The sequence below is a fragment of the Micrococcales bacterium genome (assembly GCA_016703125.1).
Taxonomy (GTDB): domain Bacteria; phylum Actinomycetota; class Actinomycetes; order S36-B12; family UBA10799; genus JADKAV01.
Window position 1 is genome coordinate 41,939 of record JADJCR010000009.1, and the last position, 25,768, is coordinate 67,706.

Below are 25,768 nucleotides of genomic sequence, written 5' to 3' on the forward strand. Positions count from 1 at the left end.
GTTCAGGCCCGGCCAAGCCTCCGCAGCGGGGGTTCGGACTGCGGAGGCTGTCGCCGGGGTGGCAGTTCAGCCAGAAGGACGGCCGTCGCGGCGGCCACAGCAACCACAGCCTCGGCGTAGGCGGCGGACGTCGCCGGGCTGGGCTTGCCCACCCCGCTGACCTTGCGCACGTACTGTTCGGCAGCGGCGCGGATCTCCGCCTCGGTCGCAGGCGGTTCCAGCCCCCGCAGGATGGTGATGTTCCGGCACATCCCCCCAGGCTGTCATGCCGGGCGGGTTACCGTAACCCCATGATCTTCAACCCGCACACCTATGACCCGTCGGCGTACGACCCCGAGACGCAGCGCCAGCTCAAGGCACTGATCCAGTTCTTCGAGGACAAGGGCCTGGGCGCGATGAAGGACGAGTTCCACGCCCGCGCCTGGTACCAGGATTTCCTCGACTTCAACGCCAAAGAGGGCATCCTCGCCTCCTTCGGCACGCCGGCGGCGGTCGGCGGTGAGGGTGCCCGCTGGGACACCGCCCGGATCAACGACCTCAACGAGATCCTCGGTTTCTACTCCCTGTCGTACTGGTACGCGTGGCAGGTCACGGTGCTGGGACTCGGCCCGGTGTGGATGAGTGAGAACGAGGAAGCCAAACAACTCGTCGGCAAGCTGCTGGAGTCGGGCGCGATCTTCGGGTTCGGGCTGTCCGAGCAGTCCCACGGCGCGGACATCTACTCCACCGACATGATCCTCACGCCCACCGACGACGGCTGGCTTGCAAGTGGGCCCAAGTACTACATCGGCAACGGCAACGTCGCAGGGCGACTGAGCGTGTTCGGGAAGTTCGCTGACACCGACGAGTACGTGTTCTTCCTCGTCGACACCCAGGCCCCGCAGTACGAACTGCAGAAGAACGTGGTGGCCGACCAGATGTACGTGTCGGCCTTCGCCCTGCACGACTACCCCGTCACGCAGGCGGACATCCTGCACACCGGCAAGGCTGCCTGGGACGCCGCACTGGCGACCGTCAACGTGGGCAAGGTGAACCTCGGGTGGGCGAGCATTGGTATCTGCGAGCATGCCTTCTACGAGGCGGTCACCCACGCCGACCACCGCGTGCTCTACGGCACGAAGGTCACGACCTTCCCGCACGTGCGGCGCATGTTCGCCGATGCCTACGCCCGACTGCTGGCCATGAAGCTCTTCTCGGCCCGCAGCGCCGACTACCTGCGCTCGGCCTCCGACGACGACCGCCGCTTCCTGCTGTTCAACCCCATCACCAAGATGAAGGTCACCAGCGAGGGTGAGCGGGTCATCGACCTGCTCTGGGAGGTCATCGCCGCCCGCGGCTTCGAGAAGGACACCTACTTCGAGCAGGCCGCCCAGCACATCCGGGCCCTGCCGAAGCTCGAAGGCACGGTGCACGTCAACCTCGCACTGGTGCTCAAGTTCCTGCCTCAGTACCTGATGGCCACTGGCGAGTACCCCGAGATCCCGGTGCGCCAGGATGCGGCCGACGACGAGTACCTGTTCCGGCAGGGCCGGGCATCCGGGCTCGGCCGCATCACGTTCGCCCCGTGGCGGCCGGCGCTCGAGGCGTACCAGCACCTGCCCAACGTGGCACTGTTCCTGGAGCAGGTGGACGCATTCACGCAGATGGTCATGAGTGCGCCGCCGAGTGAGGAGCAGCAGAAGGACCTCGACTTCCTGCTCACCCTCGGACAGTTGTTCACCCAGGTCGTGTACGCCCAGTTGGTCTGCGAGTCCGCGGGGCTTGCCCGGCCCGGCACGATCAGCGACATGCCGGGTCTCGGTGACGCGCACATCGACCGGATCTTCGCGGTGTTCGTGCAGGACGTCAGTGAGATCGCGGTCGCTCTGCACGGGCAGGCCTCGGCCACCGACGCCCAGCGTGCCGCCGCCCTCGGGCTGGTGCGCGCGCCGCGGATCGAGGCCGGTGCCGAGCAGGCGTTCGTCGAGGAGGTGCTCGGGCTCGCCGACGAGTACGTCATGCCGGAGTAGCGCCGGGCCGCTGGCTGTAGGCGGGAGAGGTGCGGACGTTTGGGAGCGTTCCAACCGGTCTTTATCGCTCCCGGGTGTCCGTATCGCTCCCGGGTGGACGGGGCGCTCGTGGCGATTGCACCGCGAGGTGTTTCGTAGGCGCCCTGGCTGTAGGCGGGAGAGGTGCGGACGTTTGGGAGCGTTCCAACCGGTCTTTATCGCTCCCGGGTGTCCGTATCGCTCCGGGTGGACGGGGAGGGGGCAGAGCCGGTCAGCCACGCTGCGACCGGTTCCACAGCCTCTGCTTCACGACCAGCGTCGCCCACCCTGCCAGGGCCATGCCGGTGATGTTGACCACCAGTTGCAGGCTGCTGCCGAACACCTCATGCCAGGCCCCGAAGGCCAGGCCCAGCGCCACGTTGCCGGCTGCGGGAATGGTCGTGACCGAGATGAACACCCCGGTGAGGCCCCCGGCGCGGGCTGAGGTCAGGGCCAGCACCCCCGCGGCACCGGCAACGATGGCCACGATGAGCGACCACTTGTCCGGGGTGTACACGAACTGCGTGAGCGGGCGTGGGCCGACGACCTGGGCGTACGTGACCCAGCCGAGCAGGCGTGCCAGTAGTGTCGCCGCCGCCACGACGACGATCCCGATGGTGAACCCGAACACGAGGGTGCGGGCCGCCCGGCGCAGCAGTGCCGGCCGCCGCCGCACAAGGGCCAGACCCAGACCCGCGACCGCCCCGAACTCCGGGCCGAGCACCATGGCCCCGATCAGCAGGATCTGGGAGTCGAGCACGATGCCGATGCTGGCGATCACGGTGGCCATGATCATGAAGGACACGTAGGACCAGGTCAACTCGCTGTCCTCGTAGGCCCGCTGCGTGACCTCCGCCCACACCACCGCATCGGATCCGGTGCCGGGTGCGTCGACCTCGGCTTTCAGTGCGTGGCGGGAGATCCATGTAGGAACCCCCATGATCTGGATGGCCCCTTCGTCCTGCAGGCCGAGCCCGCGCAAGTCGTCGATGACGTCGTTGGCCGCCTCGCGGGGGATGTCGGCCATGATCAGGTCGCCGGCGGGGCGCACGCCGGTTCCGGGCATCACCGCGAGGCTGGACACCATGCTGGAGGCCTCGAGGATTGCGCAGGCCTGTGCGGTGAGACCGGCCGGGGAGTAGATCCGCAGGTGCAGCACAAGGCCATGTTGGCGTCCGGGCGGGGCACCAGGCGCGGTGGCCGCCGTGGTTGCGAGCACTGCCGGGGTCTGCTCGCCGACGGTAGGCTGGCGGACGGAGACCTGGAGGCCCCCGATGCGCTACGTGATGTTGATGACCCCCGCGGTCCATGCGACCAGGACGTGGTTGCGGGGTACGACCTATGAGGGCTGACGACAAGGTGCTGACCGCACTGGCGGAACTGCGCACCGAGGACACCGGCGAACTGCCGTCGCGCGAGGTGATGTCGGATGTGACCGACCACCTCATCAAGGCGCTGTTCCCGCAGCGACTGGGGATGTGCGGCCCGGACATCAACGGGTACGTGCGCAGGATGCTGGAGTCCGCGTTGGGCAACCTCACCGGAGAGGTGTCCACCGAACTGGCGTTCCAGCGGCAGGCGGGGCAGCAGGTGGCGGCCGAGTGCGACGACATCGTGGCGCGTTTCGCCGAGGGGCTGCCGGAGATCCGCGACCTGCTGGACTCCGACATCCAGATGGCCTACCGCGGGGATCCGGCGGCCCGCAGTATCGCCGAGGTGCTGGTCTGCTACCCGGGGATCCACGCGATGATGCATCACCGCATCGCGCACAGCCTGCACCGGCTCGGCGTGCCCTTCCTCGCCCGGGTGATCTCCGAACTCGGCCGCGCTGAAACGGGGATCGACATCCACCCGGCCGCGTCCATCGGCGGCGGATTCTTCATCGACCACGGCACGGGCGTTGTCATCGGCGAGACGACGATCATCGGTGACAACGTCCGCATGTACCAACACGTGACGCTGGGTGCCAAGAAGCTCGACGGCGTGCCCAAAGGCATGCCGCGACACCCCATCGTCGAGGACGATGTGACCCTGTACTCTGGCGCCTCCGTCCTGGGCCGGATCACCATCGGACGGGGTTCGGTGATCGGCGGCGGGGTGTGGGTGACGCACGACCTCCCGCCGGGCAGTTTCGTCACGCAGGCCCGCACCCAGGTGGAGCACTACACCGACGGCGGCGGGATCTAGCGCCGCGCCCGCCGTCAGGTGTTGAGGTCGGCGAACAGCGGGGTGCTCAGGTAGCGCTCCCCGAAGCTGGGGATGATCACCACGATGAGCTTGCCGGCGTTCTCCGGGCGCTTGGCGACCTCGACGGCAGCCCACAAGGCCGCCCCCGACGAGATGCCCACCAGCAGACCCTCCTCGCGTGCGCTGCGACGGGCCATCGCCATCGCGTCATCAGCGTGAACCTGCACCACCTCGTCGTAGACGGAGGTGTCGAGGATCTGCGGGACGAAGCCGGCGCCGATGCCCTGAATGGGGTGCGGGCCCTTCTGCCCGCCGGACAGGACCGGGGATGCCGCCGGCTCGACCGCGACGATGCGCACGTCCGGCTTGCGCTGCTTGAGCACCTGCCCGACACCGGTGATCGTGCCGCCGGTCCCCACGCCCGACACCACAATGTCGACCTGGCCGTCGGTGTCGTTCCAGATCTCCTCGGCGGTCGTGGTCCGGTGGATCGCCGGGTTCGCCGGATTGACGAATTGCTGAGGGATGAAGTAGTTGGGGTTCTCGGCGGCGAGTTGCTCCGCCTTGGCGATGGCGCCACCCATGCCCTCGGGGCCCGGCGTGAGGATCAGCTCGGCCCCGAAGGCACGCAGCAGCATGCGCCGCTCGTTGCTCATGGTCTCCGGCATGGTGAGCACGCACTTGATCCCGCGCGCGGCACACACCATGGCCAGGGCGATGCCGGTGTTGCCGCTGGTCGGTTCGACGATGACCGTGTCCGGGCCTATGAGGCCGGCCTCCTGCGCCGCGTCGACCATGGCCGCCCCGATCCGATCCTTCACGCTGTTGGCGGGGTTGTAGAACTCGAGTTTGGCCGCGATCGTGGCGTCGGCACCGTCGTTGATCCGGTTGATCCGGACCAGCGGGGTGTTGCCGATCAGGGCTGTGACGTCGTTGGCGATGTTCATGGGGACAGTCTGCCAGCCGTGGGGACGGTGGCAAGGGGCGTCGGCGCGAGGTTGTGCCGAAGGCGGAAGGGGGACCGGTTGGAACCCTCCCCGATTGGGGTCAGCCCGCAGCCCGTGGTGGTCGAGGAGCAACTGCGCCATCCGGTGACCGGCACTGCGCAATTCCGCTGGCTCCACGATGAAGGAGTTCGGTGCGGTGACCAGGACCAGCCCCACCCGTTCGGCCACCGGTGGCAGGAAGTCGGCGCGCACGCACACGTCGCCCTCGTCACTGGTCACGACCTCGTGCCCTCGGCGTAGCGGTCGACGGCCCAGCGGAACCCGTGCGGCACCACGAGGTCCACCGTGGTCACCTCACGCTGCCCGGCCAGGCGTGCGCGGATGTCCACCGGTGTCACGAACGTCGCCCCGGTCGTCGCGGCGCTGCGGATCCGGTCCACGATGAACGTCCGCAGTTCGCCGTCGGAGCGCATGGCGTCCAGTTCCCAGCCCCGTGTGGTCTCCACCAGCCGCAGCGGCGCGACGGTGGCCTCGACCAGTCCGGGCTTCCACGCCCGGGAGTATTCCAGCGCCACCCACCGGTGCCCGGTGATCGCCTCGGACAGTGTGCGTCCCGTGTCGCTCTCGGGCCGTGCCGGCAATTCGCCGAGGATGCGTCCGCGGATGACCTCGACGGCACTGGCGAGATCGGCGTCGCCGGGGTTCATCTGGGCCAGCCGGCTGGCCTTCTCGTAGACCTCGAACCACTGCTGGGGCGAGAGCAGTTGCACCCCGAGTTCGGCGCTCGGCTGGTCACACGTGACCCGCACCACCTCGGCCTGCGCCGGGTCCTCCTCCTGACCGTCGGACGACACGAACACGATCGTGTCGGGGCGCACACCGAGGGTGTCCGCGGTGTAGAAGTCCAGGATCTCCTGGCGTAGCCGCACCTCCGGGATGCCCACCTCGTCGGCCAGGTAGGCCAGACTCAAGCCGCGGGGATGTGCGTGCAGCAGGTTGAGGACTGTGGACAGCCGACCGAAGGACTCGCTGGCTCTGGTCTGCTTGGCCGCGTTCACAGTGCCGCCTCCAGCAACTCGCGCAGGGCGTCGCGGAGGACCTCCGGTGCGACCAGTCGCGCGCGCGAGCCGAGTTCTATGACCCGGGCCAGGAAGATCAACCGGTTCGTCACCTCGACGTGGACCTCGTCGCCGACCTGCGTGCCGCCGACCAGCGAGATCACGTCGTCGGCGAACCCTGGGCAGGACAGCACGGCGATGACGGGCGGGTCGACCTGCCAGGTGATCGGGTCGAGCCCCGGCCGCACGATGTCAGTGGGCGGTTGGGCCGAGCCGGGCGCGCCGATCTCGAGGTTCTCCATGCGGGCCACGGCGAAACTCTTGATCATCCGGGCGGCCGCCTCCCACCCGGTCACCACGAGATCGTGGCCTGACCATTCCCAGCTCTGGGGATCGACCACCCGGGAACGGCCGTTGTAGTCGAAGTACATGACGCAACGCCGGCGGACGGCCTCGCGCACCCGGTCAAGGTCCACGGGCAGGTCTCTGCGGTGCACGGTCACCATGCCCGTGGCGGAAGCGGCGGCCAGGGCGGCTTGCAGGGCGGTGCGCTGGGCCGGGGTGAACTCCACCCGCCAGCGCACGTCCCCGGGCCGGACCACGTAGCGGGCCTCCTCGCCGAGGGCCGAGGCGTTCTCGATCTCCAGGCCGGTTTCCCGCAGGTCGTCGAGGTCGCGCATGAAAGCCCGCTTGCCGGCGTCGGAATCCTCATAGCCGAGCCGGGTCATGAGATCGGGGCTGCGCACACCGACCCTGCCCGCGGAGGTCAACGTCAGCGCCAGGTCGAGGAGGCGCTGGTAGGCCTTGGCCTGACTCATGAGTCCAAGGATGCCGTGATGGCCGAGATCTGGTGGGCCAATTCGACATCGAGCTGGGTCACCCCGCCGGCGGAGTGTGTGGACACGGCGAACACGATGGTGCGCCATCGGATGTCCATGTCGGGGTGGTGGTCCATGTCCTCGGCGGCCTGCGCCACCTCGGTCACGGCCCGGATAGCGGTGGCGAAGTCCCCGAACTCGACGGTTCGGCGCAACGCGGTGGTGTCCCCGGCCCAACCGGGCAGGTCCCGCAGGTGCCGCTGGATCTCCTCGGGCGTCAAAGGTCGGCTCACGGGATCGAGCGTGGCCTGCCGGGGGCGGGCGTGGCAAGTCCGCGCAACCGCCGGCTCGCGCCAGAATGGCCCGATGGACACCGCGCGCATGCTCGCCATGTCGTTCGCGGTCGTCGAGTCGTTGCGTCCCTCTTTGGTTCCCCGCAAGACCCAGCACCAGGCCATGGTGACAGCGGCCTGCGCGGCGACCGCAGGTCTGGCGGTGGCCCCGATGGCGTCCCGGCGAATTCCCGTCGCGGTGCTCGTCGGCGGGCTGGCGACTGCCGCCGCGCGCGCCGTGCACCATGTCCGCGCCCAGCGCGAATCACACCCCGACTGGGACCCGCGGCCCCAGAACCCGGCCATCGCAGTCGGCATCGGCGGGCTCGGCGGCTGCGCGGTGGCCTGTGCGCCGGGGGTGGCTGCCGGGCTGGCTCGTGCCGCGGGTGCGGCGATCGCACACCGGCGCGGCGGGTCCGCCGCGGTGTGGACGGGGGGAGTGGCCGCGGCGGCGGGTGCGGTCGTCACTGCCGCCGGAACGGTCGGCGCCCGCATGGCGCTGGAGAACCTGCGAGAGGTCGGTACCCGTGCCGACCCGGCCTTGCAGGAACCGCCGGACAGCCCCTACGTCACCGGTGGGCCCGGGTCGCAGATCGCGTACGACACCCTCGCCCGCGACGGCCGGCGCTTCGTGTGGTTCCGCACCCCCGCCGGGCAGATAGGCTCGGTGGACGGTCGGGCCCGCGAGCCGGTGCGCGTGTACGTGGGTCTGGAGTCGGCTAACACCCCTGAGCAGCGGGTCGATCTTGCGATGCGGGAACTCGAGCGGCTCGGCGCGTTCGACCGGGGCACCGTGCTGATCATGAGTCCCGCCGGGTCGGGCTACGCCGACTACGTCGCGGCCGAGGCCGTCGAGTGCTTCACGCGCGGGGACTGCGCGAGTGTTGTCGTCCAGTACGGGGTGCTGCCGTCGATGCTGTCGTTGCCTCGGGTGGGCCTGGGATCGCTGACTGTGCGGCTGTTGCTGGATCGCATCGACGACCGCGTGGCGCGGCAGGCGCATCGGCCGCGCGTGATCATGTACGGGGAGAGCCTGGGGGCCCGGGTGGCTCAGGAGGCGCTACAGCGCTCGCCGTCGCGGGTCGACGCCACCGGCCGCGTCGTGGGTGTGGATGCCCTGGTGTCCGTCGGAACCCCGGGTGGTCCGTCATTGCGCAACGACCTCCTGCACAGCGGCGACGTCGTGCACCTCGACCGCTGGCAGCAGATGACCGGTGCCGAACGCGCCCAACTGTGGTTCATCGATCATGACGCGGACCCGGTGACCCGCTGGGATGGCCGGCTGGCGTGGCGCCGCCCGGCCTGGCTGCGCGGGCCGCGTGGGCGCAACGTGCCGGCCGACATGCAGTGGCTGCCGGTGCTCACGTGGTGGCAGGTGATCTTCGACCTCATCTTCGCCGCGCAGCAGCAGTCGGGAGTGTTCCGGTCCGTCGGCCACGACTACCGTGCCGATCTCGGCCCGATCCTGGCCGCAGTGGTGGGTCGTGGTGCCGACGTGGCGAAGGTGGAAGCGCTCTTGGCGCAGCGCGAGATCGAGCGTGACAGTGTGACGGTGACGGTCACCACCGGTTCGCTGCCGCCCACCTGAGTCCTGTCAGTTCCCGGCCGGCGGCATCGTCGGCTCGATGATGCCGAAATGGTTGCCGTCGGGGTCCTGGAAGTACGCGAGGGTGCCGACTCCTGGCATCTGCGAGACGGGCATCGTTTCCGTCGCACCTGCCTGCAGGGCCCTCCGGTGGTACTCGGCGCAGTCCCCCACGCCGATCACCGGCACCGCGCCGCTGACGGGGGCGCCGGGATCCGGTCGGGAACCTTGCCGGGGCAGCAGCCCGCCGTTGATCCCCATGGCTTCGTCCCCGGTGGTGATCACCCAGTACTCGACGTCGCCCCACTGCTCGAACGACCAGCCGAAGACGGCCTGGTAGAACGCGATGAGGGCGGCGGGGTCGCTGGCGTGGATCTCGAGATGCACGGGCCTCGGCATGCGTGCACCCTAGTCGCCGGGGGGCGTCACCGGAACCCCTTGGGCATCGATCGACCGGTACACCGGGTCGTCGGTGAGATCGCGCCAGATCGGCACGATGCCCATGACGGTGATCGCTGCCAGCGCCATGGACAGCGGCAGCAGGACGAGGTTGAGTGTCAGGGCCAGCCCTAGCGACGCCGAGGGGTCGGCCGTGCTGGTCGCCTGCCCGAGGAACAGCAAGCTGATCGGGATGCTCACCACCGTCGTGATCACATTGACGATCACGGAGGCGGCCAGCGACCACAGCAGGTACCGGCCGAGGACGCCCCAGAACTTGCCGCGGGTGGCGCGCCAGGACCAACTCAGCGCCCGCCGTCCGACCACGGCTTGCGCCACCGCCGGGATCAGCCGTCCGGTGAGCCAGAACGACACGGCGAAGAAGCCGAAGAACGCAAGGATGCCCAGTCCGATGGCCAGGGCGGGGGCGAACTGGGCAGTGAGCACGATGACCACCGTGACTGCCACGACCGCCGCGGTCATCACCATCACCAGCAACACGTAGTACCCGAACAGCCGGAACCCGGCGACGAAACCACTGCGCCAGGCCGCTGCCCAGGAAACGCGGTTCGTCGCAGCGGCGTCCATTCCCAGCCGGTTCACAGCGCCGATCTGAACCGTGGACGCGATCAGCAACAGCACGCTGAGCAGCGCACCGAGGACCACCCAGCCGCCCAGTGGCAGCGCCGAGAAGGCCCGGGAGAACTCCGATGTCATGGCATCGACCTCGGCCTGGCTGAAGTCGCCCTCGGGGTTGGCTTCCAGGGCCGCCCCCAGCGTGTCCAGGCCCGCCCGCAGGGCGCCGGTGTCGACCACTGCGAAGGTGATCACCGCCAGAACCGCGGAGACCCCCACCCAGATCGCCACCGAGATCGCCAGGATCGGCCACCATGCCCGGCGCGTGATACGGCCGATATCGCTGAACATGCCGCCGAGCGGGCGCATCCCGCTGGCGGTCAGGGGCCTGCCCGGCGGCGGGGTGTACGCGGCGTACGACGGGGTCTGTGGCGGGGGGGCGGGCTGCCCACCGCCGGGCTGACCCCAGGCTGCGGCCGGCACGGGTGCGGTCGGTTCCGGCGGCAACGGGGTCGTGGGTTCCGGCAGGACCGCTGTCGGCTGCTCGGCCGCGTGCTCGCCTTCGGGGTTGGGCCGGGTGTACTCGGTCCAACCCACCCCGCTCCACCAGCGCAAGCCACCGGTTCCGTCGGGGTTGGGGTACCAGCCTGCCTGCGGCGTGTCATGGCTCATGGGTCAAGGCTAGATGGAGGCGGTCGCGTGGGTGGTTCGTGGCTGCAGGCTTACGGGTTGGCGCGCTTTGTGCGCCGGGGGGAGGTTCTGTACGGTCGGGTCCCTCCTGGGTTCCCGCGGGGCGGCGGGGTTGTGCGCGGTTTCTGCATCGGGGAGTGGTTCGGTCGTCGGGGAGAGGTTCTGCGGGGTTGGATCGCTCCCGGGTAGCGGTTTCACTCCCGGGTTCGCCGGTGCGGCCGGCGTTGTGCGCGGTTTCTGCATCGGGGAGGGGTTCTGCGGGGTTGGGTCACTCCCGGGTAGCGCCGCCCCCGGACCCTACCCCCGGGCCTTGCGCCGCGCGGTCGCCCTCGCCCGGAGCGCGGCGTTAAGTTCGACCTTGCGCAGTCGCACGGTCCGAGGGGTGACCTCGACACACTCGTCCTCGCGACAGAACTCCAGAGCCTGCTCCAGCGACAGCACCCGCGGCGGGATCAAACGCTCCAACTCCTCGCCGGTCGACGAGCGGATGTTGGTGAGCTTCTTCTCCTTCGTGGGGTTGACGTCCATGTCGTCGGCGCGGGCGTTCTCGCCGACGATCATGCCCTCGTAGACCTCGGCCCCGGGCTCCACGAACAGGGTTCCCCGCTCCTGGAGGTTGAAGCACGCGAAGCTGGTCACGGTGCCGCGGCGGTCGGCCACCAGCGAACCGGTGGGCCGGGTGCGCAGGTCGCCGTGCCATGGCTCGTAACCGCCGAATACGTGGTGCATCAGGCCCGTGCCGCGGGTCTCGGTGAGGAACTCGGTGCGGAACCCGATGAGCGCGCGAGCGGGCACCGTGAACTCCATACGCACCCACCCGGTGCCGTGATTGGTCATGTCGTCCATGCGGCCCCGGCGCAGGCCCATCAACTGCGAAACCACGCCGACGTAGTCTTCGGGGATGTCGACGGTGAGGTTCTCCATCGGCTCGTGCAGGGTCCCGTCGATCTCCCGGGTGACGACCAGGGGTTTGCCGACGGTCAGCTCGAAGCCCTCCCGCCGCATCATCTCCACGAGCACCGCCAGCTGCAGTTCCCCACGGCCCTGGACCTCCCAGGCGTCGGGGCGGTCGGTCTCGGCCACGCGCAGCGATACGTTGCCGATCAACTCCGCATCCAGGCGGTTCTTGATCAGCCGCGCGGTCATCTTCGCGCCGTCCTTGCCGGCCAGGGGCGAGGTGTTCGTACCGATGGTCACCGAGATGCTGGGCTCGTCGACGGTGATGACCGGCAGTGGCCGGGGGTCGGCCGGGTCGGCCAGCGTTTCGCCGATCGTGATGTCCGGCATGCCCGCCACCGCGATGATGTCCCCGGGCCCGGCCTGTTCCACCGGCACCCGCTCCAGGGCATCGGTCATCAGCAACTCGCTGACCTTGGCCGTGGTCATGCTGCCGTCCGCGCGGCACCAGGCGACCTGCTGCCCTTTGCGGATCGTGCCGCCATGGATGCGGCAGATCGCCAGGCGTCCCAGATAGGCCGACGCGTCGAGGTTCGTCACGTGGGCCTGCAGGGGGGCGTCAGCGTCGTACCGGGGTGGGGGAACGGTCTCGACCAGCGCGGTGAACAGCGGCTCGAGGTCGTCGGAGTCCGGCATCGCGCCGTCCGCGGGCCGCTGCGTACTGGCTCGGCCTGCCCTCGCGCTGGCGTAGAGGATCGGGAAGTCGATCTGCTCCTCCGTGGCGTCGAGGTCGAAGAACAGTTCGTAGACCTCGTCGACCACCTCGGCGATCCGGGCGTCGGACCGGTCGACCTTGTTCACCACCAGCACCACCGGCAGTTGCTTGGTCAGTGCCTTGCGCAGCACGAACCGGGTCTGCGGCAACGGGCCTTCGGAGGCGTCGACCAGCAGCAGCACACCGTCGACCATCTCCAGGCCACGTTCCACCTCGCCGCCGAAGTCGGCGTGCCCTGGGGTGTCGATGATGTTGATCGTCACGTTCCCGTGGGTCACCGCCGTCTGCTTGGCGAGGATGGTGATGCCTTTCTCACGCTCCAGGTCCATGGAGTCCATCACGCGATCAGCGATGTCGGCGTTCTCGCGGAAGGCTCCGGACTGCCACAGCATGGCGTCGACGAGCGTGGTCTTGCCGTGATCGACGTGGGCGATGATCGCGACGTTTCGCAGGTCGCTGCGCAGGGCCATGGGGAGTCCTCAGATCGGGGGATACAACCGATTGTCGCAGGCGTACGGTGGGAGTGGAGGGGAGGTCGTCATGAAGCGGATGATGGCGGCGGTCGCGGGGGCTGCGGCGGTGCTGGCACTGGGCGCGCCTGCAGTCCAGGCGGCACCGGTCAAGGACATCTACATGGTCAAGCATGTGCAGGCCACCGGCGACGGCATGTACGTGGGGGAGTTCGTGATCCTGCGCAAGAGCGGCACGCAGGTCGTAGGGGCTCGGGGGGCCTTCTACAGCGAGTACTTCTGCCTGCGCGGCACGGCCGGTGGCGGCGTGTTCTCGGTGCAGAAGTGGGACGAGTTCGGCAACCCGAACGGAACCTGGACCCGGCCGTGGGTCAACGGCCGGATCAAGAGCCTGGTCGCGGGTCAACTGGACCACGTTCATGAAGTACTCGGGTGGGTACAAGCCGGGCAAGGCGATCAACTACTGCATCTCGGCGACCTGAGGTTCACCGCCGGGCGAGCACCTGTGGCATGGCCACGCCGGTGTGCCACATCTGCAGGCACAGGTCGGGCGCGAGCGGCCGTGCGAACAGGAAGCCCTGCGCGATGTGCACACCCTCGTCGAGCAGCGTCAACGCCTGCAACGGGGTTTCCACCCCCTCGGCGAGCACCTCCAGGTCCAGGGCTCGTGCCAGTGCCACGATGGTGCGAACGATCTCCAGGGACTCCGCGGACTGCCCCAGTCCGTGAACGAACGCGCGGTCGATCTTGAGTTGGTGGGTGGGCAGGTCGGCCAGCCGGGACAGCGACGAGAAGCCGGTGCCGAAATCGTCGATCGAGATGTCGACACCCAACGCCCGGATGCGGTCGAGTTCGCGCTGCGCGTGCTCGTCCATCGCTGCGGCTTCGGTGAGGGGGTACCAGCCGGCCGCTGGCGTCGCGCCACCGCACGAGGGCCTCAGCGGCGACCAGCGATCCGGTGCGCATGTCGATCTGCGGCTGGTACTCCAGGAAGAAGTTGTCGTCGGGGCGGCGGATGGCCACGCGCAGGGCGCGGGCCCGTTGTCGCTGTACCGCCCCCTGGGCGGCCATGACGGGGTCGAATCGCACCACCGCCGCAGACGGCCGTTCCTTGGCGCTGCGTACGGCGATATCCGCGTTGGTCAACAGCGTGTCGAGGGTACTGCCGTCCTCCGGGTAGATCGCGATCCCGATGGAGCTGGTCAACTGCACGTCGCGGTCCCCGATGGGGATCGGCTCGCTGATAAGTGTCTGCACCATCGTGCTCAGCCCGTCGACCGATCCGCGGTCCATCGCGCGGGTGACGACGAACTCGTCGCCGCCGAGCCGGGCCACGGTGGAGTCCGGGTCGCCGGCCAGCACCGTCAGGCGCTGCCCGATCTGACGCAGCACCAGGTCGCCGGTGGGGTGACCCCAGGTCGTGTTGACCTCCTTGAACCCGTCGAGGTCCATGAACAGCACGGCCAGCGACCGCTGCGGGTTGCGGACCGCCCACTCGTCCATCCAGCTGCGCAGGCCGTCCCGGTGCGGCAGGCCGGTGAGCGGGTCGCGCTCGGCCAGGAAGCGCAGCCGGTTGGTGGCTTGCTGCAGGTCGTCGGCGGTGCGCTGGATCCGGCGTGCGTCCAGCCACTTCCACACAGCGGTGCACAGCAGCAGTGTGGCGATCAACCCGGCGGCCAGTGCCAGCCACGGCCGCCAGGAGCCCTGTGCGGCGACCAGCGCCGGGGTGGGCTCTCCGACCAACTGCAGTTCCTGGCCGTCACCGAGACTGATGTTGGCCTGGGCGGTCCAGGTGGACACTGCGCCGACGTCGAGGCCGTCGCTGTTGCTCCACACCACCTGGGCGGGCTGCTGCCGGCGGTCAATCAGGGCCAGCGACATGCTGCCCGGTTCGGTATCGCGGGTTGACTCAGCCATCCAGTCCTGCACCCGCAGGACGCCCACGACCATGCCGGACCAGGCCGCCTGTCGCTGAGCCAGGGTGGAGGGTCGCGCTCCGGGCCGTCAGACCGGTGCGAAAGCCAACAGGGGACGGCGTCGCGTTCTGCACGATGTCGATCAGTGGGCCGACGGCTGTGCGGCCGGTGTCCCGCGACTGCAGGATCGCCGGCTGTGTCTGCGGCCTGGCCAGAGCATCGAGCCCGTAGACGTTCTGGTTCCCGGCTGCCGGGTAGGTGTAGAGAATCGGTAGGTACTGCTCGCGGTCACCCGCAGCCTGCAGGCCCTGCGGCCCCGCCTCCGCGATGGTGCCGGCATGTCCGTCCGCGGCCAGCTGTTGCTCGAGGCCGGCGCGCTGGTTGGCGCTGATCAGGCGCGCATACTGCACGGCTTGGACGTCGTCGCGGTCTTTGAAGGCCTGCTGGACGAACGTACGGAACTCCGGTTCGGAGACCAGGTTGTCCACCGCGAACCAGCCGGCCACCGCGCTCAGGGACCCGTTCAGCGTTCCCAAGGACTGACCAGCCCGCTCTGCGGAGGCACTCACCGCGTCGGAGACAGCGTGGTCGGCCCCTGCGCGGACGTAGTGGCGCTGCATCTGGACCAGACCGATCGTGAGCGCGATGCCGAGCGCAGCCAGCAGCGCCACCGGGATGGCGTACTTCCACTCCGATGGCTTCGGCGACGCGTCGTCATCGGCCACATGAATATGATCTTCGTTCGGCGCGTCGGTAGCGCGCTGGAAGCATGCGCACACAGAGGGTGACGACGATCGGCGTCCCACTGACGGTGGCCCTAGTCTGTGCCCCGGGAGGTGGCATGGCCGGCAACGCGCGGTGGTCCGCGGTGAGCGTGGTGCTGGGTGCCGTACTGTTCCTGCTGGCCAGTGTGGCCGGATTCCTCAACGCCAACGTCGTCAACGGGCAGCACTTCGCCGCCCACGTCAACCAGATGCGTCAGGACCCGGTGCTGGCCGCAGCGATCGGCGAGGAACTCGCAGCGGCGGTGGTGGACGCCGAGCCGGACCTCGTGGCGATCGCGCCGGCCATCGAGACCGGGGCCGCGGCGCTGATCGCCAGTTCCGCTTTGAACGGCATCTTCACCACGGCAGTCGCATCCTTCCACAGTGCGCTGACCCAGGAGGGTTCGGATTCCGCGGTCCTGACGATTGCAGATCTGGGGTCGGCGGCGGTGTCCCTACTGGAGGCGGTGGCGCCGGATCTGGCGGAGAAGGTGCCCGCGGATCTGGACGTCACGCTGGCCAGCATCGGTGGGCAGGAGGGGCCCGCGGCCCAGATCATCCCGTGGTTCCAGGCGATCACCGCACTGGCGCTGGTGCTGCCCGTGCTCGCCCTGGCGGTCTGGGTCGTCGCCGTGGTGCTGGCCCCGGACCGGCGGATGGGGATCCTCAAGATCGGGTGGGCGCTGATCGCGGTGGCTGCCACGCTCGGGGTCGGCCTGGCGGTGGTCTGGGTGGTGGCCCGGCTCTACGACCCGGGTCCGCTGCCGTCCGCTGTGCTGCGCTCCGCGGTGTCGGCGTTCGGGGCGGCACTGGGTCTGCGGGTGGTGACCACGGCAGTGGTCGGCGGGCTGCTGGTGGTGGCCGCGAGTGCGGTGCTGCCGCAGGTGCACGTGCACGAACGGGTGAGCGCCCTGGGGCGGTGGATCGTCAAACGCCCGCCGCGCCCGGGCTGGGCGATGGCCCGCGGCCTGGGACTCATCGCGGTCGGTGCGGCGTGCGTCGTGTTCCCTAGCGTCGCCGTGGCTGGTGTGACGGTGCTCGCGGGGCTGGCGGTGTTCCTCGTCGGTGTGGCCGAGGTGGACCTCGTGGTGGAGCGGGCACGCGAACGGCAGGTGGCCGGCACCGATGTCCGCCGCTGGCGCTGGGCATGGGTCTTCCCCGTCGGCGCCGGGGTGGTGGCGGTCGGCCTGCTCGCGGTGGTACTGCTGCCCACGGCCTTGCCGCAGGCCACGCCGGTCGCCGCCGTCGACGCCGACCCGCAGGCCTGCAACGGTCGCCGCGAACTGTGTGACAGGCCGTTCGACCAGGTGGCCTTCCCCGCCAGTCACAACGCCATGTCGGCGGCCGACGAGAGCGGATGGTACCTCGCCGAACAGCCGACCGGCATGGTCAACTCCCTGGCCGACGGGATCCGCGTGTTCCTCATCGACACCTGGTACGGACAGCCCACCGGTTCCGGGGGCGTCGTCACCGCCGAGCGCTCGCTGGCGCGCGCGCAGTCGGACCTCACCGAGGGCCGGGCCACCGAGATCACACCGGCCATGCAGCGCTCGATCGACCGGTTGCGCGGTGAGAAGACAGTCGGCACAGAGCAGGTGTACATGTGCCACACCCTGTGCGAGTTGGGTGCCACGCAGTTGCGCGGTGAACTCGAGGGCCTCAAGACCTGGATGGCCGCACATCCGCGCGAGGTGGTCACGGTCTTCATCCAGGACGCCACCACGCCGGCGGACACGGCTGCGGTCTTCGAGCGGGCAGGCCTCGTGGACATGGCGTACGTGCACGAACCCGGGGCCGCGTGGCCCACCCTCGGACAGATGATCGACAGCGGCAAGCGCCTGCTGGTGCTGATGGAGAACGAAGGGGGCGGGTCGCGCTACCCGTACCTGCACCAAGGATTCGATGTCGTGCAGGACACCGGGTACACCTACGCGTCGGTCGACGAGTTCGACTGCGCACCGAACCGGGGATCGGCGGACTCGGACCTGTTCCTGGTGAACCACTGGTTGAGCAGTTTCCGGACCCTGGTGTCCAGCGCCCAGAAGGCCAATGCCGAGGACGTGCTCGGTGAGCGAGTGCGTAGGTGTCAGCAGGAGCGCGAGCACATCCCCAACTTCGTCGCCGTCAACTGGTACGACCAGGGGGACCTGCTGGTCGTCGTCGACGAACTCAACGGCGTGGGCTGACAGACCGACCACCTGCCGCCCGGATGCCTTAGCGTGTCGCTCGTGCAGGCATGGTGGAAGAACGCAGTCGTCTACCAGATCTACCCCCGCTCCTTCGCCGACTCCGACGCCGACGGCTTCGGCGACCTCCCCGGCATCGAGTCGAAGCTGGACTACCTGGCCGAACTGGGCGTGGATGCGCTGTGGCTGTCCCCGATCTACCGTTCGCCGCAGGACGACAACGGCTACGACATCAGCGACTACCACGACATCGACCCGGTGTTCGGCACGTTGGGCGACTTCGACCGGCTGCTGGCGGGCGTGCACGAGCGGGGGATGAAGCTTGTGATGGACCTGGTCGTGAACCACACGTCCGACGAGCACCCGTGGTTCGTCGAGTCGCGCTCCAGCCGGGACAACCCCAAACGCGACTGGTACTGGTGGCGCGAGGGCCGGGACGGGAAACCACCAAACAACTGGGGTTCGATCTTCTCCGGCAGCGCGTGGCGTTCGGCGAAACCACGGACGCCTACTACCTGCACCTGTTCTCGCGCAAGCAGCCGGACCTGAACTGGGAGAACCCCGCAGGTTCGGCGGTCCACACAGTCATGAACTGGTGGCTGGACCGCGGGGTCGACGGCTTCCGGATGGACGTCATCAACATGGTGTCGAAACTGCCGGACCTCCCGGACGGACAACTTGCGCCCGGAGGCCTGTACGGCGACGGCGGACCGTACTTCCGCAACGGCCCCCGGTTGCACGAGTTCCTGCAGGAGATGGACCGAGCGGTCTTCGCGCACCGGTCCGGCGAGTACTTGACCGTGGGAGAGACGCCCGGGGTGAGTGTGCAGCAGGCCCGGGACCTCACCGACCCGGCCGTTCGGGAACTGGACATGGTGTTCCAGTTCGAGCACATGGAACTGGACCAGGGGCCCAGCAAGTGGGACCGGCGCCCGGTGCGACTGCAGGACCTCAAGGAGAACCTGTCGAAGTGGCAGTACGGGCTGGCCGAGGTGGGCTGGAACAGCCTGTACTGGAACAACCACGACCAGCCCCGCATCGTCTCCCGGTACGGCGATGACACGGCGTTCCGGGCGGCGTCGGCCACCGCGCTGGCGACTGTCCTGCACCTTCAGAAGGGGACGCCCTACGTCTACCAGGGCGAGGAGTTGGGGATGGCGAACCACCCCTTCGCCGGCATCGATCAGTTCCGCGACGTCGAGTGCCTGAACCACTACCGCGAGGCCGTCGAGCACCTGGGGTGCCGGGCTGAGGACGTCCTGGCAGCCATGCGGTCGGTCAGCCGCGACAACGCGCGCACGCCGATGCAGTGGGATGCCGGACCGGCGGCCGGTTTCACGACGGGCACGCCGTGGATCGCGGTCAACCCCGATCACACCGAGGTCAACGCCGCCGTTCAGCGCGCAGATCCCGGGTCGGTCTTCCACTACTACCGACGGCTGATCGCGCTGCGCCACGAGGATCCGGTCGTGCAGTCCGGCGGGTACGAGCTGCTGCTGGCCGACCATCCGCAGCTCTTTGCCTTCACCCGCACACTGGGCCCGCAGCGGCTGCTGGTCGTGGCCAACTGCTCCGACGAGCCGGTGACCTGTCCGCTCGAGATGACCGGCGAGGTCGTGATCGCCAACCTTCCGCAGCCGCAAGGGGCGCTCCTGCGACCCTGGGAGGCCCGCGTCTACCGGCAGGCCGGATGATGGACGACGAGCCCGACTACCGCTACTCGCTGGCCAACGAGCGCACCTACCTGGCCTGGGTGCGCACGGGCCTGGCGCTGATCGCCGCGGGCATCGCGATCCGCCTGTTCATCACCGAGACTGCCGCAGGCGCCCGGTGGCTGGCGCTGGTCGCGCTCGGATTTGCCGCCCTCGGTGGGGTGCTCACGGTCACCTCCTACCTGCACTGGCTGAGGGTCCAGGAAGCCATGCGCCGCGGCGAGGCATTACCGACGCAGCGCGGACCCTTGATCCTCACCATCGGCATGGTTCTGCTGGCACTGCTGGTCACCATCGGGATCCTGCTGTGAACTCGCAGTGGGAGCGCACGCGGCTGGCCTGGCGGCGGACCATCCTGGCGGTGCTGGTGGTCGGTGGGGTGGGTGCGGTCCACCTGGCCACGGGCGGGTTGCTGGAGCTGGCGGCGCTGTGCGGGGCGGTCACGGTTCTCGCCTGCATGCCGGCTCTATGGCGACTCACCGCGTTGCGCCTGGGGACCGACGCAGTGGCCTCCTGGGAGCCGGCGGTGCTGACGGTCTGCGGGTGCCTGCTGGCGCTCAGCGTGCTGTTCGCCCGCTGACGGCGGCGTTGCACGTCAGGAAGGCCAGCCACACGACCGCGAGATTGAGCAGGGCGGCCGATGGCAGGCCGACCGCCCCGGGGCCCCACCGGGTTGCGAAACCGGTCGCGGCCATGTTGAGGACGGCGAGCCCGCCCGCGGCACACGCCACCCCCGGCCACCCACCTGGCAGCCGCAGCCGGGCCAGCAGTCTCTCGGGGCCGTGCGCCAGGCCCGCCAGTGCCCAGGCGGTGGGGACGACCAGGACGACCACGCCGGCGTGGACGAGCCACCAGGGGGCGCTCAGGGGTGCAGCCTGCCAGCCGGTGGCGATGGCGGTGCCCGCTGCGAGTCCCACCAGCGGGATGTGCCACAGGTACATGCCCATGCCCCGGGCCCCGATGAGCGCGATGGCCACCCACAGCCGGTCATTGGCGAGCAGGCGCTGAAGCCACGGCCACAGCCCCGCGATCAGCAGGATCTGGCCGGCGCCGTAGATCGCCAGGACGGTGCTCGGGGGTGCCAGGTTGGACAGCCCCGGCAGGCCCGCCACGGAGATCAGCGAGTGGGAGTACGGACCCGCGAAGGCCACCGCCACCGACACTGCGATCAGGGCCGCGCCGGCAGGAGCCGCCCAACGGCGCCCGCGTGCGGCCGGCAGGTGGTAGCCCACTTGGTGCAGCCAGCCCCACACCAGCAGCATGTTGACCCAGCCCCAGGCCGCCCAGGGGGTCGTGCGCACAGTGTCGACGGCGACGATGAGCAGGAACCAGGCGACCAGAGTGAGCCACGGCCGGTTCGCCCACTTGATGGTGAACACGGCGGCGGCGGCGACCAGCAGGTAGACGCCGGCGAACCAGAGCAGTTGGGCCAGGAAACGCCCAGCCCCCTCGACGGTGCTGGATCCCGCGAAAGGGATCAGCACCGCGGTCCAGAGCGTGGCGTAGACCAGGACCGGAGCCAGCAGGCGGCGGCCGCGTGAACTCAGGTAGGCCCGCCGGTCATGTCGCGCCAGCGACGCGGCGTTGGACACCGCGCCGGCGGCGAAGAACAGTGGCAGCACCTGGAACACCCAGGTGAGCGGGATGAGCCAGGGGGCGACTTCGAGGACGTTGATGGCGGTGCCGTCGCCAGGGGTGTGCCACGCCAGGCTGTGCCCGACGATCACCAGGAGCAGCGCCACGGCCTTGACGGTGTCGAGCACCCGGTCGCGATCACCGGAAGCCGCCAGGACGCGGGTGCCGATCCGCTGGGTGGCCATGCGGCCGAGCCTAGTGATGGGCTGCCCGGAGAACACGCGGCGCGACGTGCGTCGTATTCGTCAGCCTCGCCGGCACCGCCTCGATGATCACTGCCGGTTGTGCACAGATGTGCCCGAAGGTGATGACGGGGCGTCCACGGCGCTGGCAGGCTTCCCACTATGAGCACTGGCATCCCGGCTGAGGCGTTCGAGTTCTACGAGCGCCTCGCCGCCGACAACACCCGTGAGTTCTGGGTCGAGCACAAGGCCGACTACGAGCAGTCCGTGCGGGAGCCGCTGCAGGCCATCGCCGACGCACTCGAACCGGACTTCGGCCCGGCGCATCTCTACCGGCCGTACCGGGACATGCGTTTCAGCCGTGACAAGACGCCCTACAAGGACCACCAGGGTTGGGTGTTCGAAGCCGAGAACGGCTTGGGCTGGTATCTACAGGTCTCGGCACAGGGCCTGATGGCCGCCGGTGGCTGGTACCAGTCGACCCCGGCGCAGGTGAAGCGCTACCGCGAGTACCTCCTGGACGCCGGCGGCGACCGGCTGCGGGCTGCCCTGAAACCCCTGCCCAGATCGGGGTTCGAGATCGGCGGTGACATGCTCAAGACCCGACCACGGGGGGTGGACGAGGACAACCCGGACATCGACCTCCTCCGCCACCGGTCGATGCATGTCACGGAAGGTCTGGGAGCCGGAGGCGTGGATGGAGTACCCGGCGGGTGCGGAAGACCCTGCACACGGCCTTCGAGAAGATGCGCCCATTGATGGTCACGTTGGCGGACATCGTCGGTCCCCCCGAATAATGATGGAGTGCCCCGCCCCGATCCCATGACGCCCCACCCGGACCGCCTGCCGTTGAGCCACCCCCACCGCCGGGAGATCCTGCGCCGTCATGCGGCGGCGGTGGCCGCCGGGGATGCCGGTTACCTCGATCCGGGGACCGGTCTGTTCGTGATGACCGCGGCGGCGCATCTCGAACGCGGCCGGTGCTGCCTCAGTGGCTGCCGGCATTGCCCCTACGTGGGAGGTGATTGATGGCCACGTCACGCGGCCTGATGCGAACCCTCGGTGCGTGGTCGGCGGTCTCAGTCGTGGGAGGTGCTTCGCTGTGGGCCGCGGGTCGCTCGCCGCAGGCGCGCGCCTTCGGCCGCCAGACCCTGGCCTGGGGTGCGGTGGATGCCGCGATCGCGGGTTTCGGCGCCAGACGGCCCGATCCGCACCCAGGCCGCCTTCGCACGATCCTGCTGCTCAATTGCGTCGCCGACGTGGGATATCTGGCCCTGGCTGCGACCGTGTGGCGCAGTGGCCGCACGGGCGACGGCTCGGCGATCGCTGTGCAGGGCGCGTTCCTGCTCGCTCTCGACAGTCATTACGCGTACCACCTGCGCTGACTACCCTCGGGCCGCCGGCCTTGACATGGCGGGTCAACGGTGGTGCCGTGGAGATGTGGGGGCGCAGGTGCGGCACAGCCCTTCGTTCGGCGAGATCGCCGACACGGAGTACTGGCACCTACTCGCTGACGGTCGGGTGCAGTGCGATGTCTGCCCGCGGGCGTGCCGGCTGCATGAGGGTCAGCGCGGACTGTGCTTCGTGCGGGCCCGCGAGGGTGACGCGATCGTGTCCACGACGTACGGGCGCTCCAGCGGGTACTGCATCGACCCGATCGAGAAGAAGCCGCTCAACCACTTCCTGCCCGGCACTTCGGTGCTGTCTTTCGGTACGGCCGGCTGCAACCTCACGTGCAAGTTCTGCCAGAACTGGGACATCTCCAAGTCCCGCGACATCGACACGCTGGCCGACAGCGCATCCCCGGAGACCATCGCCGAGGCCGCGGTGCGGCTCGGGTGCACCAGCGTGGCGTTCACCTACAACGACCCGGTCGTCTTCCTCGAGTACGCCGTCGACACCGCCGTGGCGTGCCGGGAACGCGGGATCCGGACCGTCGGGGTCACCGCCGGCTACATCGAGCCGGCGCCGCGTGCGGAACTGCTCGGTGTGATGGATGCGGTCAACATCGACCTCAAGGGGTTCACCCACGAGTACTACCGCAAGGTGTGCGGAGGTGACCTCGGTACCGTCTCGAGACCATCGAGTGGGCCGTGAAGGAGTGCGGCGTGTGGGTCGAACTGACCACCTTGCTCGTCCCCGGACACAACGATTCCGACGCAGAACTCGCACGGATGGCAGCGTGGGTGACCGAGCACATCGGCCTGGACGTCCCCTGGCACTTCAGCGCCTTCCACCCGGACTGGAAGATGCTGGACGTCCCCTCCCACGCCGCCGGCGACCCTCACCCGTGCCCGGCAGATCGCCGTGGATCACGGCGTGCACTCTTCGCGTACACCGGGAACGTGCACGACGCGACCGGCGACACGACGTTCTGCCCCGGGTGCGGTGCACCGGTCGTCGAACGGGACTGGTACGAGATCCTGGCCTACGCACTCGACGCCCGCGGCGCCTGCACCACCTGCGGGACGGTGCTGCCGGGCGTGTTCGCCGCGAGCCCTGGCGACTGGGGTCGTCGGCGCCTGCCGGTGACGCTGCACGGCTAGCCTGAGCCCATGTTCGTGCTGGCGGCCGCCGACTACCAGCGGATGAGTTCGGCCGCTGCTGCCGGTCTGCGGGCCCGCGGACTGGTTCCTGGCGATCGGGTGGCTGTGGTCACGCCCGAGCACCGCTTCCCTGCCGACGAGGCGGCGTACCTGCAGGCATGCGTGATAGCGGTCGTCGGCGCCGCGTTACGCACGGGCGTGGTCCCGGTCCCGATCAACCCGCTGCTCACCGCTGGCGAGCGCGACCACATCGTCAGCGACAGCGGCGCCACGCTGGTCGTCAGCGACGCCGCCGACTTCCGGGCGCTCATCGACCACCGAGGTCCCGTCCCGGAGCTCGCAGAGTGGCCGCTGGGCCGTCCCATGCACTACACCTCCGGCACGACCGGCCGGCCGAAAGGCGTGTACACCCAAAGCATCGGGGAGGAGCTGGCCGAGGCGCTGTGGCGCGACGAACTCGACCAGTGGGGCTTCGGGCCGGACGACGTCACCTTGGTGCACGGGCCGCTGTGCCACGCCGCGCCGCTGCGGTACGCGATGCTCGTGCTGCAGCTGGGTGGCAGCGCCGTGCTGCCCGGGGGTTTCGACGCCCCGTCTATCGCGCGGGCGCTGCACGAGCATCGGCCGACGCACGCCTTCCTGGTCCCCAGCCACGTGCAGCGGCTCTTCGCCCTCGATCTGCCCCCCAGCCCCTACCGGCTGGTGACCCACGCCGGCGCCGCCATCCCGGCCGCCGTGAAACAGCAGTTGCACCGCTGGGCCGGGACCGAGGCGGTGTGGGAGTTCTACGGATCCACCGAGGGGCAGTTCACGGTGTGTCCCGGCGCCGACTGGGAGCAACTGCCCGGGACCGTCGGCCGCGCGCGACCCAGGCGCACGCTGGAGATCCCGCGACGGCGTCATCTGGTGCCACACTCCCGACTTCGCGCGGTTCACGTACTGGAACGATCCGGTGAAGACCTCCGCGGCCTGGGACGCGGACGCCTTCTCCGTCGGCGACCTCGGGCGGGTCGACGGCGGGTACCTCTACCTGGAGGGTCGTCGCGAGGACCTCATCATCAGTGGTGGCGTGAACGTGTACCCCGCCGAGGTGGAGGCGGCGCTGGCCGAATGCCCCGGAGTGCGGGAGGTCGCTGCATTCGGCCGCGACGATGAGCAGTGGGGGCAGCGCGTGTGCGTGGCGTACACCGGCACCGCGCGCCCGGAGGACCTGCGCGCCTGGGCCGCGCGGCAACTGGCCGGGTACAAGCGGCCCAAACAGATCGAGCGCCTCGATGCGCTGCCGCACAATGCGTCGGGCAAAGTCGAGCGCCTGGTGCTCGCGTCCGGAGGTGGATGATGAAGATCAGACCGGCGGTGGTGGCGGGACGGTTCTACACCGGTGATGCCGACGAGCTTGCCCGGGAAGTGGACCGCTATCTGGCCGGCGCACCCCCGGGGCCGCAACCGCAGGGCGTCATCGTGCCGCACGCCGGCCATATCTACTCGGGTCCCGTGGCGGGACACGCGTATGCACGCTTGCGCAGAACCGGGCGGGTGGTCCTGGCCGGTCCCGCGCACTTCGTCGCAGTCGACGGCATCGCGGCTCCGGTGGCGGACCTCTGGCGCACGCCGCTGGGTGAGGTCGAGATCGACCAGCAGGCGATCGGCGACCTGGCCGTCGTACGCGATGACTACCCGCACGCCCCGGAACACAGCCTCGAGGTCCAGTTGCCGTTCCTGCAGCGGCAGTTGGAGACCGGGTGGCGCCTCGTGCCGCTGCTGGTGGGCCGGGCCGACCCGGTCGCTGTCGCGGATGTCCTCGAAGGTTTCCTCACAGACCCCGACAGTGTGGTCGTCCTGTCCACGGACCTGTCGCACTACCTGCCGTACGCGGCGGCGCAGGCCCGAGACGAGCAGACGGCGGCCCGGGTCGTGAGCCGGGACTGGCAGCACATCGATGACTACGACGCGTGCGGGGCCTACCCGCTGCGCGGTCTGCTGCTCGCCGCGGATCGCCGCGACCTCGGGGTGCAACTGCTGGACCT

At 69.5% G+C, this 25,768-nt stretch carries 21 protein-coding genes and 6 pseudogenes; 13 read left to right on the forward strand and 14 right to left on the reverse strand.

The annotated features are described in order from the left end of the window. Nucleotides 1-2: 2 nt before the first annotated feature. The gene (locus IPG68_13795; GenBank protein MBK6764271.1) at nucleotides 3-251 is read right to left on the reverse strand and encodes a DUF2277 domain-containing protein; all 249 of its coding nucleotides are present in this window, start codon (nucleotides 249-251) and stop codon (nucleotides 3-5) included. Between the two features lie 39 nt (nucleotides 252-290). Here IPG68_13795 and IPG68_13800 point away from each other — a divergent pair, with 39 nt between their 5' ends. Beyond that, nucleotides 291-2,009, forward strand: a complete 1,719-nt coding sequence (locus IPG68_13800) for an acyl-CoA dehydrogenase (protein MBK6764272.1) — start codon at nucleotides 291-293, stop codon at nucleotides 2,007-2,009. A gap of 250 nt (nucleotides 2,010-2,259) precedes the next feature. Here IPG68_13800 and IPG68_13805 read toward each other — a convergent pair whose 3' ends face one another. Continuing rightward, nucleotides 2,260-3,114: a DUF389 domain-containing protein gene (locus tag IPG68_13805; GenBank protein ID MBK6764273.1), complete on the reverse strand. Its 855-nt coding sequence runs from the start codon at nucleotides 3,112-3,114 to the stop codon at nucleotides 2,260-2,262. Between the two features lie 221 nt (nucleotides 3,115-3,335). Here IPG68_13805 and IPG68_13810 point away from each other — a divergent pair, with 221 nt between their 5' ends. Next, on the forward strand, nucleotides 3,336-4,214 hold the full coding sequence (locus IPG68_13810; protein ID MBK6764274.1) for a serine acetyltransferase: 879 nt from the start codon (nucleotides 3,336-3,338) through the stop codon (nucleotides 4,212-4,214). Between the two features lie 14 nt (nucleotides 4,215-4,228). Here IPG68_13810 and cysK read toward each other — a convergent pair whose 3' ends face one another. The 4 genes from cysK to IPG68_13830 form a co-directional block, all read right to left on the reverse strand. Then, on the reverse strand, nucleotides 4,229-5,161 hold the full coding sequence (gene cysK / locus IPG68_13815; protein MBK6764275.1) for a cysteine synthase A: 933 nt from the start codon (nucleotides 5,159-5,161) through the stop codon (nucleotides 4,229-4,231). A gap of 275 nt (nucleotides 5,162-5,436) precedes the next feature. Further along, nucleotides 5,437-6,219 carry a WYL domain-containing protein gene (locus IPG68_13820; protein MBK6764276.1) on the reverse strand — a complete coding sequence of 261 codons (783 nt, stop codon included), beginning with the start codon at nucleotides 6,217-6,219 and terminating at the stop codon, nucleotides 5,437-5,439. Then, on the reverse strand, nucleotides 6,216-7,037 hold the full coding sequence (locus IPG68_13825; protein MBK6764277.1) for a WYL domain-containing protein: 822 nt from the start codon (nucleotides 7,035-7,037) through the stop codon (nucleotides 6,216-6,218). The genes IPG68_13820 and IPG68_13825 overlap by 4 nt, the downstream gene beginning before the upstream one ends. Next, the gene (locus IPG68_13830; protein MBK6764278.1) at nucleotides 7,034-7,330 is read right to left on the reverse strand and encodes a 4a-hydroxytetrahydrobiopterin dehydratase; all 297 of its coding nucleotides are present in this window, start codon (nucleotides 7,328-7,330) and stop codon (nucleotides 7,034-7,036) included. Before IPG68_13830 ends, IPG68_13825 begins: the two co-directional genes overlap by 4 nt. Before the next feature lie 73 nt (nucleotides 7,331-7,403). On the opposite strand from IPG68_13830, the gene IPG68_13835 reads away from it, so the two are divergent. Next, entirely contained in the window at nucleotides 7,404-8,957 is a 1,554-nt protein-coding gene (locus IPG68_13835; GenBank protein ID MBK6764279.1) for an alpha/beta-hydrolase family protein, read from the forward strand. 6 nt (nucleotides 8,958-8,963) lie between these two features. On the opposite strand, the gene IPG68_13840 is transcribed toward IPG68_13835, so the two are convergent. The 7 genes and pseudogenes from IPG68_13840 to IPG68_13870 all read right to left on the reverse strand — a co-directional run bounded on the left by IPG68_13840 (nucleotide 8,964) and on the right by IPG68_13870 (nucleotide 15,441). Continuing rightward, on the reverse strand, nucleotides 8,964-9,353 hold the full coding sequence (locus IPG68_13840) for a VOC family protein (GenBank protein MBK6764280.1): 390 nt from the start codon (nucleotides 9,351-9,353) through the stop codon (nucleotides 8,964-8,966). Between the two features lie 9 nt (nucleotides 9,354-9,362). Next, nucleotides 9,363-10,640: a DUF2510 domain-containing protein gene (locus IPG68_13845; GenBank protein MBK6764281.1), complete on the reverse strand. Its 1,278-nt coding sequence runs from the start codon at nucleotides 10,638-10,640 to the stop codon at nucleotides 9,363-9,365. 315 nt (nucleotides 10,641-10,955) lie between these two features. Continuing rightward, nucleotides 10,956-12,800, reverse strand: coding sequence for a translational GTPase TypA (gene typA, locus IPG68_13850; protein MBK6764282.1), 1,845 nt, complete (start codon nucleotides 12,798-12,800; stop codon nucleotides 10,956-10,958). A gap of 485 nt (nucleotides 12,801-13,285) precedes the next feature. After that, complete coding sequence (locus IPG68_13855) at nucleotides 13,286-13,675, reverse strand: EAL domain-containing protein (protein MBK6764283.1); 390 nt, start codon at nucleotides 13,673-13,675, stop codon at nucleotides 13,286-13,288. 10 nt (nucleotides 13,676-13,685) lie between these two features. After that, nucleotides 13,686-13,871 (reverse strand): annotated as a pseudogene (locus IPG68_13860) (EAL domain-containing protein). Between the two features lie 24 nt (nucleotides 13,872-13,895). Further along, nucleotides 13,896-14,750: pseudogene (locus IPG68_13865) on the reverse strand (GGDEF domain-containing protein). Then, entirely contained in the window at nucleotides 14,710-15,441 is a 732-nt protein-coding gene (locus tag IPG68_13870; GenBank protein MBK6764284.1) for a CHASE domain-containing protein, read from the reverse strand. Before IPG68_13870 ends, IPG68_13865 begins: the two are co-directional and overlap by 41 nt. 116 nt (nucleotides 15,442-15,557) lie before the next feature. Between IPG68_13870 and IPG68_13875 the strand changes: the two genes are divergently transcribed. From IPG68_13875 to IPG68_13890, 4 genes and pseudogenes are all read left to right on the forward strand, one after another. Beyond that, nucleotides 15,558-17,666, forward strand: coding sequence for a hypothetical protein (locus IPG68_13875; GenBank protein ID MBK6764285.1), 2,109 nt, complete (start codon nucleotides 15,558-15,560; stop codon nucleotides 17,664-17,666). A gap of 42 nt (nucleotides 17,667-17,708) precedes the next feature. Then, nucleotides 17,709-19,360: pseudogene (locus tag IPG68_13880) on the forward strand (alpha-glucosidase). Further along, nucleotides 19,357-19,689: a DUF202 domain-containing protein gene (locus tag IPG68_13885; protein ID MBK6764286.1), complete on the forward strand. Its 333-nt coding sequence runs from the start codon at nucleotides 19,357-19,359 to the stop codon at nucleotides 19,687-19,689. The pseudogene IPG68_13880 and the gene IPG68_13885 overlap by 4 nt, the downstream one beginning before the upstream one ends. After that, nucleotides 19,686-19,958, forward strand: coding sequence for a DUF202 domain-containing protein (locus tag IPG68_13890; protein ID MBK6764287.1), 273 nt, complete (start codon nucleotides 19,686-19,688; stop codon nucleotides 19,956-19,958). Before IPG68_13885 ends, IPG68_13890 begins: the two co-directional genes overlap by 4 nt. Here the strand turns inward: IPG68_13890 and IPG68_13895 are convergent. Continuing rightward, nucleotides 19,936-21,198 (reverse strand): acyltransferase, encoded by a 1,263-nt coding sequence (locus IPG68_13895; protein ID MBK6764288.1) that lies wholly within the window; start codon nucleotides 21,196-21,198, stop codon nucleotides 19,936-19,938. The genes IPG68_13890 and IPG68_13895 overlap by 23 nt on opposite strands. 159 nt (nucleotides 21,199-21,357) lie before the next feature. On the opposite strand from IPG68_13895, the pseudogene IPG68_13900 reads away from it, so the two are divergent. The 6 genes and pseudogenes from IPG68_13900 to amrB all read left to right on the forward strand — a co-directional run. Next, nucleotides 21,358-21,992 (forward strand): annotated as a pseudogene (locus IPG68_13900) (DUF2461 domain-containing protein). 25 nt (nucleotides 21,993-22,017) lie between these two features. Further along, entirely contained in the window at nucleotides 22,018-22,224 is a 207-nt protein-coding gene (locus IPG68_13905) for a hypothetical protein (protein ID MBK6764289.1), read from the forward strand. Next, nucleotides 22,224-22,580, forward strand: coding sequence for a hypothetical protein (locus IPG68_13910; protein MBK6764290.1), 357 nt, complete (start codon nucleotides 22,224-22,226; stop codon nucleotides 22,578-22,580). The genes IPG68_13905 and IPG68_13910 overlap by 1 nt, the downstream gene beginning before the upstream one ends. A 25-nt stretch (nucleotides 22,581-22,605) precedes the next feature. Then, nucleotides 22,606-23,741, forward strand: a pseudogene (gene amrS, locus IPG68_13915) (AmmeMemoRadiSam system radical SAM enzyme). A gap of 9 nt (nucleotides 23,742-23,750) precedes the next feature. Further along, nucleotides 23,751-25,080 (forward strand): annotated as a pseudogene (locus IPG68_13920) (AMP-binding protein). Then, the coding region (gene amrB / locus IPG68_13925) for an AmmeMemoRadiSam system protein B (GenBank protein ID MBK6764291.1) at nucleotides 25,080-25,768 on the forward strand (689 nt) is incomplete at its 3' end. The pseudogene IPG68_13920 and the gene amrB, both read left to right, overlap by 1 nt.